Source organism: Vibrio sp. OPT46 (assembly GCF_015163535.1).
Classification (GTDB): Bacteria; Pseudomonadota; Gammaproteobacteria; order Enterobacterales; family Vibrionaceae; genus Vibrio; species Vibrio alginolyticus.
Genome location: NZ_JADDYG010000898.1, coordinates 32,399 through 42,393, shown reverse-complemented (window position 1 = coordinate 42,393; position 9,995 = coordinate 32,399). Strand labels below are relative to the sequence as shown.

Here is a 9,995-nt window from a genome sequence, read left to right as displayed (position 1 = left end):
GTGACACTAAACTGACCATCAGCACCTACAGTAATGGTTTGCGCTGTTTCCAAGTTACCATCGACGACGAGGTTCAACTTCTCGTTGGCGTTCGCACTACCCGCGATAACAATATCACCAGTGATGGTTTGTCCTTCCCAATCCTGCGCTAGTTGGATGTTGAGGTCTGGGGTATCTACAGATTGATTGCTGCTTGTTTTTGAGTAAATCACTGCTGATTTGGCTGGCAACTCAAGGGTTACGTGACCGTTTTCATCGGCGATTAACTGCTCTGGAGCGTCCGCCCAATTCGACATGATTTGTTGTTGGAAGACGGTGCCGCCCGCTTGCTCTACATCGAGTTGGTTCATCAACATTGGGGAGTTAGATGTGTTCATTACCACTAAGACTTCGTCGTTATCCAAAGTGCGGGTAAAGGCGAACACACCTGCACCAGCTTTATCGCTGCCAATGACTTTCATTTCGCCGCGTGTCATGACTTTGTTTTCGGTACGTAACTTAGCAAGCTCTTGGATGAACAAGTACATCTCGCTGTTTTGGTCGAATGAGTCTACGTAGTTGCCATCTTCACGGTACCCTCCGGCGAACATCGCATCACGCGCCGCTGACATCGCTTGCTCTGTACCTTGGTAAATCACAGGGATGCCCGGTACCGCCATCATTGTGATCAGAGCTTGCTTCATATCGTTGACACTGCCTTGCGATAGAAAACGTGGCATATCGTGGTTATCAATGAAGTTCGGCATGATGTATGGATTTGGGAACATGTCCATCATTTTCTCAAGACGGAAACGTAAATAGTCGGTCGGTTGCCCTGATGCAAATACGCGCGTCATGGTCGCTTGCAATGGGAAGTTCAGTTCCGAGGTTAGCTGTTTCGGCGAGCCACTTTCACCGATGTAAGTCAGCATCTTCTCTTCGCCTTCGGTGTGGTAAGGCGTAGATGTTTCGAATACTTCACCAAAGGTCAGGAAGTTATCGCGACCGGTATCAACCGCTTGAGTCATCACACCATCGTCGGCGTGCAGGAAGTCGTTCCAGAAATCGTGCTCAACAAACTTCACCGTATCGATACGGAATCCGTCGACGCCGACTTCGCGAATCCATTTTCGGTAGCTCTCTTTTAGATAAGCGCGTACTTCAGGATCGGACGTATTAAGGTCATCCAAATCAGAGAGCTGCCAGGTTTTTTCTTGTACCGGATCGTTGTGGTCGGTGATGGTTGGTGTCCAGTGGTAGCTGCCTGTGCCGTCTGTTTTACACTCGTTCATGTTGAGTGGGTACGGCAGTTCTTGCCCGGCGGGTAGTGTATTTTTAATCAAACGGAAGCCTTGGCAAGGTAGGCTTGGATCATAACTGTAAGGATCATCGTAGGTGAAGAAGTTGCCTACATGGTTGGTCACGATGTCCTGAATTAAGAACATGTTACGCGCATGCACTTCGCGTGCTAACGCTTGGTAGCTTTCCATGTCACCAAAGTGCTCATCCACTTTTTGGAAATCGCGCGCCCAGTACCCGTGGTAGCCGCCGTAGTTTTGTTCTGCATCCCACCATTGGTTTGCCACTGGCGGAGTAATCCAGATCGATGTGGCACCGAGATCTTCGATGTAGCTTAACTTATCACTCACACCAACGAGGTCGCCGCCGCTAAATTTTTTATCCGAAGTCGGATCGAATTCGTTTTGCCCTTGATCATTAAGAGCGCTGTCGCCGTCGTTAAAACGGTCGATCATCAGGAAGTAAATGATTTGATCTTGCCAATCAGGAGATGCCACGTGGCTGCCTGTATCGACTGGTGTGGTTTCGTCGCTTCCACAGCCAGAAAGAGCAAGAGCGATCGCTAAAGGAAGTATTTTTATTTTATTCATTGGGTTAGGTAGAGTTTCAAACACAGTTTTTGCCTCCGTTATGCAGCAATGCAGAAACGATAAAGCAAAGGTTTGAAATTGAGAGTGTCATCTCACGCCAAAAAAGACGTGGAATGATGTCACGAAGTGCTGAATTTGAACTGTGCTACATATTTAACTGAGTGGTTGCATAATTGGGTATTGAATCGGGTAATGGTCTTTGGCTAACTCATTACCAGAATGATCATAGAGTCGAAATCGACACTGTTTAGCCGTTTGGGTGAGGGGAAGTTGTAGCGCCCAGCATGTGTAATCTTCTGCATTCTGAGTTTGGCTCATTGTGTGCGGAGCTGGCGCATCACCCACGTAGCAATCGATCTTCGCCACGTCTTTTAATCTACATGCGAGTTCCACAAACAAGGTGTACTGTGTACCGAGTTGGATAAGTTGTTTTGTCGGGACAATGTATTCCGTTGCGCCAATTAAAAGCCCCTTGGAGACCACGTAATCACGCTGGTGGTTGTTATCAATGTAGCGCTCACCATCGACTTCATAACACAGTCTAAAGGTCAGTGGATGTGCGACAGGAAGCTCTGTTGTCGCCCATAGTTCGGTGCCATTATTCAAAAAACGCTCGAAGAAGGCTGGGTAGCGACGCCACGTGCCATCACGGTCTCGACATTCAACGGAGACCACTTTTTCAAACGCAATATTATCCACTTCCATCCAGATTTTACCGACGGGTTGGTCAATGTCGTTATCGGCTAAAGTATTCGCTTTGGCGTAGTACAAGCGGATGGGTTGGTTGTTGAGATGAGTGCGGTTATCTAAGCACTGCTGGCGATATTGCATGGGTGAAAACGGATACCAACGACGAAAAGTGCGGTGAAAGTTCGAAGGTTCTTCATAACCAAGTTGATAGGCGATTTGCTGCGTTGTGAGTTGGGTGTCGGCAAGCAAAGTGAGTGCTTGCTTTCTTTTAGCGAAATCAACGCATTGAGAGTAGCTCATTTGCTTCTCTTGCAGTCGACGTTGCAAGGTGCGTTTGGAGACGCCCAGTTGCCTTGCCGCTTGCTCTAACTTGAGCGCGTAATTGCTGTTTTTGATGAACAAGGCGTTCAAAACACTCAGCAATTCGGGTTGTTCAATTGGCTGGTGAGAAAGTAGCAAATAAACATGTTTCACCAGTTCAAACACGCTTGAACTCGTTTTAGAATCTCGCGTTTCCTTTAGAAAAATATCGGCCGTGAGTGGATTGTTGGCGTGAACTTGTACCTGTATTGATTCGCTTAGCTCAAGCATCTCCAACTGCATTTTGAGCAAGCCAAACACCGACTCCGCCCAATTTGGCATATCGGCTGTTCTGCATTCTACTTGCAGATGGATTTGGGCATCACCATGTTGAAATGTGACGTACAAACGGCGGTCGAATAATGAGACACTTTTACTCCACCAAAGCAGCCCTTCTTGGAGGTTAGGCGCTTCTTTCAACATCATGCATTGCAAGGCCACCAACTTCTCAATGTGCCAATATTCGCCGGCAATTCGAAGGTGATTGTGACCGAGCTTTTTGCACAGAAAGGATGTAATAACGTTATCTTGAGGCAGCATGAGTTGAGTTTGGTTGCGAGCAAACATGCATTATTGCCGAAAAGATGAAGAAGTTCAGTGAGAACGCTCAAAGCCTTTCTTATCGTTTTATTTTCAAATTTATTTTGAAAATGTTTTTAATCGAAATCGGTTTTTCCCTTTATCTCATGAGGTTATGCTGTTACTCAGCTTAAACTCATTAATTGGAGAGCCTCATGGATATCGTACAAGCTGCAAAATCTCGTTACTCAACGAAAGTGTTTGACCCAACGCGCAAGCTATCTCAAGAAAAAATCGATGCAGTTAAAGAGCTGATTCGTTTTAGTCCATCGAGTGTGAACTCTCAACCTTGGCATTTCATTCTGGCAAGCACAGAAGAAGGCAAACAGCGCATCGCTAAAGCGGCGCAAGAGAACTACGCATTTAACGCGGCGAAGATTCTCAACGCTTCTCACGTATTGGTGTTTTGTGCGAAAACAGGCATTGATAACGACTACATTGAAGCGCTAATGGTGCAAGAAGAAAAAGATGGCCGATTCCCAACTGAAGAAGCGAAAGCGGCTGTACGCGGTGGTCGTAGCTACTTTGTGAACATGCACCGTTTTGATCTGAAAGATGCGAACCATTGGATGGAGAAACAAGTTTACCTCAACGTGGGTACGTTGCTGTTGGGGGCTTCGACGTTAGAAATTGATGCAGTGCCAATTGAAGGGTTTGAGCCAAAAGTGCTGGATGAAGAATTTGGCTTGCGTGAAAAAGGTTACACTAGCGTTGTGATCGTGCCGCTTGGCTACCACGCGGAAGATGACTTCAACGCGAAAACGCCAAAGTCTCGCTGGGACGCAGAAACCGTATTCACCGAGATCTAATTCGAGCTTACTTACAGGTGACGTAGAACCCCGTAATCAATATATAAATCGCAAAAGAGTGATAAAACGATGATCCACTTAGTCGCAGAAGTGAAAGCCTATCCAGACCGTAAGGATCAGGTGGCGAATTTGCTTTCTGGTTTACTAGAGCCAACTCGCAAAGAAGAAGGCTGTTGCCAATACGAGTTGTATCTCGACGAAAAAGTTGATGGCCTATTTATGTTCCAAGAAATCTGGGCATCGCAAGAGGCCTTGGATAAGCATTTGCAAAGCCCGCATATGGCGACGTTTCTTGAAACATTGGAAGAGAATGATTGGGTTGAATATACCCAGATTCGTCCTCTTCGATTTATCGCCTAATGACAGAAGGTTGCCAGCACGTTGGCGCGTTGCTGGCAGCATTTTTGTTGGATAAAGTCGCGGAAAGTCCGAATCGTTGGCGTCAATAATCGACGATCGGCACATACCATGTAGAGCGGCACTGGGCCGCAATCCCACTCTGGTAACACTCGTACCAATCTTCCCTCGATTAAGTCTCGGCTAATGTCCATCAATGATTTATTCGCAATGCCTTTGCCTTTGATCGCTAACCGGTGTGGCAAGTCACTATCGTTGCTCAACAAGTTACCGCTGACCACGATTTGTTCTTTCTCGCTGCCACGAGTGAGCGTCCATTTGTTGTAGACCGAATCCGCGACCATGTAGCACAAGCAATTGTGTTGCGTTAAATCGGCAGGAGAGGTGAGTTCTGGATGTGTAGCTACGTACTCTGGCGATGCACATAATATCCGTTCGTTTGACCCACACAATGCCAATACGACCAGATTGGAGTCGGCCGGTTCGCCGTAGCGAATCGCAATATCGACAGGCTTGGTATACATATCCGTCAAGCTATCGGACAGCTCTAGTTTAATGGAAACATTTGGGTAGAGATCGATGAACTCATCCACCCAATCGAGCAACATATTGCGACCAAAATCGGAGGGTGCAGTAATGTGCAGCTGACCAGACAACTCCCCGCGCGCACTTGAGATCTGATCCAACCCCTCTTGCAATGTTGCCAACGCTTGCGTGGTTTTGTCTAAAAACAGTTCGCCCTCTGAGGTTAAACGCAGGCTTCGGGTGGAACGCACAAACAGTGGGAAACCGATTTGCCCTTCAAGACGCTTAATCGATGCGCTAATGGCGGCAGGTGTCATGTCCATGCTGTTAGCGGCTTTTGAAAAGCTGCCTTGGCGCGCGGTTTCGACAAAAATATTGAGGTCGTTGAGGGCTTTCATAATGAAAAGGGCTTTTAAGAAGTTTGGGCTACTATAGGGGAGAGTCGTAGGCCAATTCAAGGTTAAAACATTAGGTTGCACGGCGAGTTTGAGTTAGATTAGCGCGAAACTTCACTTTACCGGATCAATAGCATGAGCCAACAGCAGCCGAATAACCCACTTCACGGGTTGAGTTTAGAGAAAATCGTCACCCGACTAGTTGAACACTTTGGTTGGAATGGCATGTATGAGCGCGTTCGTGTGAACTGTTTCAAGAAAGATCCTTCAATCAAATCGTCGCTGAAGTTCCTGCGTAAAACGCAATGGGCCAGAGATAAGGTGGAAGCGCTGTACATCGAGACATTCTGCTAACCGCTCTATGGTCTGCAGCAGCGGTAAGTAGATTCTTAGTCTCGCTTTGGCTCGCTAGAATGACGTAGCTTTTCTTGTCGCGTAGGCTGGAAGAGTCGCTCCACTGATACGCCTAAAGCGATTTTCCGGATGGTCACTTAGGCTTATCTGGAATCGCTTTTTTAGATGGTTTTGTAGAGGTCAGAGCCAAACTCGAACCGTCATTCTGAACTGCGAGGAACGAGCGTGAATCAGAATCTACCTTCAGATTGTATTGAGTTTATTCATGGCTTTATGGTCTGCAGCAAGCGGCAAGTAGATTCTTAGTCTCGCTTTGGCTCGCTAGAATGACGTAGCTTTTCTTATCGCGTAGGCTGGAAGAGTCGCGCTGCTGATGCGTCTAAAGCGAGATTCCGGATGGTTACTTAGGTTTGTCTGGAATCGTTTTTTTAGATGGTTTTGTAGAGCTCAGAGCCAAACTCGAACTGTTATTCTGAACCGAGAGGAACGAGCGTGATTCAGAATTTACCCTCAGATTGTATTGAGTTTATTCATGGTTCTATGGTCTGCAGCAAGCGGCAAGTAGATTCTTAGTCTCGCTAGAATGACGCAGCTTTTCTTATCGCGTAGGCTGGAAGAATCGCTCTGCTGATGCGTCTAAAGCGAGATTCCGGATGGTCACATAGGTTTATCTGGAATCGCTTTTTTAGATGGTTTTGTAGGGGTTAGAGCCAATCTCGAACCGTCATTCTGAACAGCGAGGAACGAGCGTGACTCAGAATCTACCCTCAGATTGTATTGAGTTTATTCATGGCACTATGGTCTGCAGCAAGCGGTAAGTAGATTTTTAGTCTCGCTATGGCTCGCTAGAATGACGCAGCTTTTCTTATCGCGTAGGCTGGAAGAGTCGCGCTGCTGTTACGTTTAGCGAGGTTTCGAATGATTCACTTAGGCTCATTAGAATGACGCTAGTTTTCTTATTGCGTAAGTTGGAATGGTACCTCAGCATCATTCCCGATAGCGATGAAGAAGCGCTGTCGGGAACCTCGCCTTTAATCTCTCGTTTATTGCTACTCCAAATGATGCGTACTACCCACGGTTCCTTCCAAGTCTAAAATCGACTGGCGAACGTGATCTGGAATCGCAGCTTTAACGTTGTTCTTAAAATCAAACATCACACCAGTGGCGGTCGCGATGGTCGCAATTTTACCCCACTTCTTACTCAGCACTTGGTACTCCATCGTGATGCGATCTTCTTGCATGTCGATTACGCGAGAACCGACTAATAGCGTGTCTGGGTAAGTAACAGGCAATTTGTAGCGGCATTGAGTCTCGCTCAGTACTGGTCCAATTTGCGAGGTCTGCAGGTCGACCAGCAGGTTAATTTTGTTGAAGTAATCTAAACGTGCGGTCTCGAAGTAGCGAAAATAGACCACGTTATTAACGTGTTGCAGAGCATCCATTTCACCCCATGCGACTTTTATCTCTGTGATAACGGGAAAGTCCTTTAACAGTGTGTCCATTTTTATTGCTCCTTTTTCATCTGCTTTGCCACAAATTGCGACGCGACTTATCACTTTGAGCATTTATTCTAGATGTAATCATTTAATATGTAATAAAATTGTTTTTAAAATGTGAAATGAAATAGTGGTTTGATTATGTAAACTAGAAACTTTACATAATCGAGTTGAAGGCGTAAGTTTAACTAAGAGTAACCAGATAGGAGGTGTCTCATGATTGAACTCAAAGGTTTCAACCTCGCAAGAGTTGAGAAACGCATTGATTGGACAGGTGAGCTGTTCAGTTTGAGAATATCTGGCGCGCCTCTTTCATTTAAAGCTGGCCAATTCACCAAGCTTGCTTTGCTTGATGATGAAGGTAAGCCGATCAGCCGTGCTTACTCTGTGGTTAATGCGCCAAGCGAGCAATTCGATTGGTTGGAATTTCTAATAGTAGCCGACCCTCAAGGACAACTTTCTCCACGGCTCCAAAAGCTTAAATCTGGTGATAGCATTTATGTCGGTGCCACCGCACATGGCGATTTAATCCATGATTCTATTCCTAAACAGGCTCATGACCTGTGGCTGCTATCTACAGGTACGGGGATTGGACCGTTTTTATCGCTGCTGGATGATATAAACTTACCGCCTCACAATGAGCGCATTGTGCTGGTTCATGCCGTTCGTTTCGAAAAAGATCTGGTTTATAAATACCTAATTGAACAGCTTCAGCAACGATATGAAGGCAGATTAAAGTATATACCGATAGTCAGCAGGGAAGTGGTTGATGGTAAATTACAAGGCCGAATTCCTGAACTCATCGAATCGGGTTTACTGTCCAACGCCGCTGATGCGCCATTCTCAGCTCAGCGTAGCTTTGTCATGATGTGTGGGAATCCACAAATGATCAAAGATACCGTGCCCGTCTTACAAGAGCTAGGCTTGGAAAAGTATCGCCATCAAACCGGGGGAAATATCATTTACGAACGTTACTGGTAGCGTTTTGTTAAATTGATACGGTTATGCTCAAGATGTAATGATTACTTTTGAGATACGACCGCGATTTAGTATGTTCTTAGTTGAATATTATGTTGGCAATACCTAAACTGCGCTCACCATTGCGCGTCTGTACACTCAGTCATTCTCGCTTAACCAATTACATTGAGGTGACTGAAGTCCATGTATGCTTTTATCGCGAGCAAGCAACAGAGAATCATTGCTGGTTTTATCGACCTGCTCTTTGCGATGGTGGTCGTGTTAATCATCGCATTGAGTATTAACTCTTTTCTTAACGACTTTCAGCTCTCTTTAGCAGATAACCTCACGCTTGTTCGTGAAACTCAGGCGTTTTACTTGCTTTCTTTACCAACGGTTTTAATGATCAACTGGAATGCATTGAGTCATGGGCAAACCATTGGTATGCGCATGATTGGTATTAAAGTTGTAATGAAAAATGATAGTAAGGCAACGAAAGTTACAGCAGGGTTAAGGCTTGTTATTAGCTACTTGCTGGAGATGCTCATTCCGGGGATCCCGTTGGTAAATTTGGCATTGTTGTTCTTTCATCCGGAGCGACGATTGTTGCATGACTTGATCGCCAATACTAAAGTTGTCCAAGCTTCCTAATTTTTGATCAAAAAAGCCACGTGAAGTGGCTTTTTTAATATCGATAAAGTTAACCAGATTTACTGTTGATTAACATATTTCTTAAAGCGAGCTTTGGTTTCTGCGTCTGCTTTTTGGTACCAGAAGTGCAGCATCTCTTCAGCTGTCGAATCCGCTTTAACCGCAGTTGCTCTCACTTGCTTCATATCCGCAGGAACCTTTGCAGGAAGCGTGACTGGCTGCATGGTTGCTGCGCCAGCAAAAGCCACGGCTGCTGCACCGCCAGCTTGGTTATAATCTTCGATTTCACGCACGTAATCACGACCGATTTGCATACCCGGTTTGAGCAACTTGTCCTGGTCAACCGCGATTGCGTTGCCAGAATCATCAACCAGTTTCCAATCTAAGTCTTTGATCTTCTCTTCCGCATCACGTAGGTTGCGGTATTCTGGCATTTGTAGAGTGAGTTCGGCATTGGTCGCGTCAAATCGTGTAACGATAACATCGCTTTCAACACTTAAACGGTCATTACCTTGGTTGAAGTAAGGGGCGAAACGAAATACGACTTGGTTAAGGCCATCAGGTAACGTCAGTGTTCTTTCAGAGGCGAAAAAACCACCCGAAAGATCTGCTTTTTCACCGTTAGCCGCTAATACTGAAACGTTGTCAGGAACACTCACGGTTACATCTGCGAATGCCATGCCACTCATTGCGAGAGCAAGCGCACAAGTTAAAGGCTTGATCAATTTCATTGTTTTTATCCTAAGCAAATTAGTGGTCATCGAGAGTGCATCGTTCATTGCCCGATTGCAACTCCCAAGTGTAATAAGTATGAAAATTTAACAAGAACGTCATTTTTATCGCATTTATTACGACGAAACTGTGATCCAAATAGAATCAAACCGCTGAAATGCAGCGGTTTGATATCATAAGTTATGGATTAAATTTCTTTCTAACTTATTGATTTATTAAATG

Annotated in this window: 10 protein-coding genes; 5 read left to right on the top strand and 5 right to left on the bottom strand. The window is 45.6% G+C overall.

Annotated elements, in window-relative coordinates:
- Nucleotides 1–1,892 (bottom strand): alpha-amylase family glycosyl hydrolase (locus IQR33_RS31635; protein WP_322631814.1); only part of this gene is annotated, 1,892 nt, incomplete at its 3' end.
- Nucleotides 1,893–2,021: 129 nt separating this feature from the next.
- Complete coding sequence (locus tag IQR33_RS31630; RefSeq protein ID WP_193837785.1) at nt 2,022–3,485, bottom strand: helix-turn-helix transcriptional regulator; 1,464 nt, start codon at nt 3,483–3,485, stop codon at nt 2,022–2,024.
- A gap of 167 nt (nt 3,486–3,652) precedes the next feature.
- Here IQR33_RS31630 and IQR33_RS31625 point away from each other — a divergent pair, with 167 nt between their 5' ends.
- Both IQR33_RS31625 and IQR33_RS31620 read left to right on the top strand, forming a co-directional pair.
- Complete coding sequence (locus tag IQR33_RS31625; RefSeq protein WP_054576584.1) at nt 3,653–4,306, top strand: oxygen-insensitive NAD(P)H-dependent nitroreductase NfsB; 654 nt, start codon at nt 3,653–3,655, stop codon at nt 4,304–4,306.
- Between the two features lie 69 nt (nt 4,307–4,375).
- A complete protein-coding gene (locus tag IQR33_RS31620) occupies nt 4,376–4,666 on the top strand; it encodes a putative quinol monooxygenase (RefSeq protein ID WP_054576585.1) in 291 nt (96 codons plus the stop codon).
- Here the strand turns inward: IQR33_RS31620 and IQR33_RS31615 are convergent.
- Nucleotides 4,663–5,586: a LysR family transcriptional regulator gene (locus tag IQR33_RS31615; RefSeq protein ID WP_025768616.1), complete on the bottom strand. Its 924-nt coding sequence runs from the start codon at nt 5,584–5,586 to the stop codon at nt 4,663–4,665. The two genes, IQR33_RS31620 and IQR33_RS31615, sit on opposite strands and share 4 nt — an antisense overlap.
- 132 nt (nt 5,587–5,718) lie before the next feature.
- Between IQR33_RS31615 and IQR33_RS31610 the strand changes: the two genes are divergently transcribed.
- Nucleotides 5,719–5,937 (top strand): VF530 family DNA-binding protein, encoded by a 219-nt coding sequence (locus IQR33_RS31610; RefSeq protein ID WP_005374929.1) that lies wholly within the window; start codon nt 5,719–5,721, stop codon nt 5,935–5,937.
- A 1,049-nt stretch (nt 5,938–6,986) separates the two neighbouring features.
- On the opposite strand, the gene IQR33_RS31605 is transcribed toward IQR33_RS31610, so the two are convergent.
- A complete protein-coding gene (locus tag IQR33_RS31605; RefSeq protein WP_005374933.1) occupies nt 6,987–7,439 on the bottom strand; it encodes an acyl-CoA thioesterase in 453 nt (150 codons plus the stop codon).
- 210 nt (nt 7,440–7,649) lie between these two features.
- On the opposite strand from IQR33_RS31605, the gene IQR33_RS31600 reads away from it, so the two are divergent.
- Nucleotides 7,650–8,414, top strand: a complete 765-nt coding sequence (locus tag IQR33_RS31600; RefSeq protein WP_005374935.1) for a ferredoxin--NADP reductase — start codon at nt 7,650–7,652, stop codon at nt 8,412–8,414.
- 180 nt (nt 8,415–8,594) lie between these two features.
- Nucleotides 8,595–9,041, top strand: a complete 447-nt coding sequence (locus IQR33_RS31595) for an RDD family protein (RefSeq protein ID WP_005374936.1) — start codon at nt 8,595–8,597, stop codon at nt 9,039–9,041.
- A 59-nt stretch (nt 9,042–9,100) separates the two neighbouring features.
- Here the strand turns inward: IQR33_RS31595 and IQR33_RS31590 are convergent, their stop codons facing one another.
- Nucleotides 9,101–9,772: a DUF2057 domain-containing protein gene (locus tag IQR33_RS31590; RefSeq protein WP_017634411.1), complete on the bottom strand. Its 672-nt coding sequence runs from the start codon at nt 9,770–9,772 to the stop codon at nt 9,101–9,103.
- Nucleotides 9,773–9,995 lie beyond the last annotated feature (223 nt).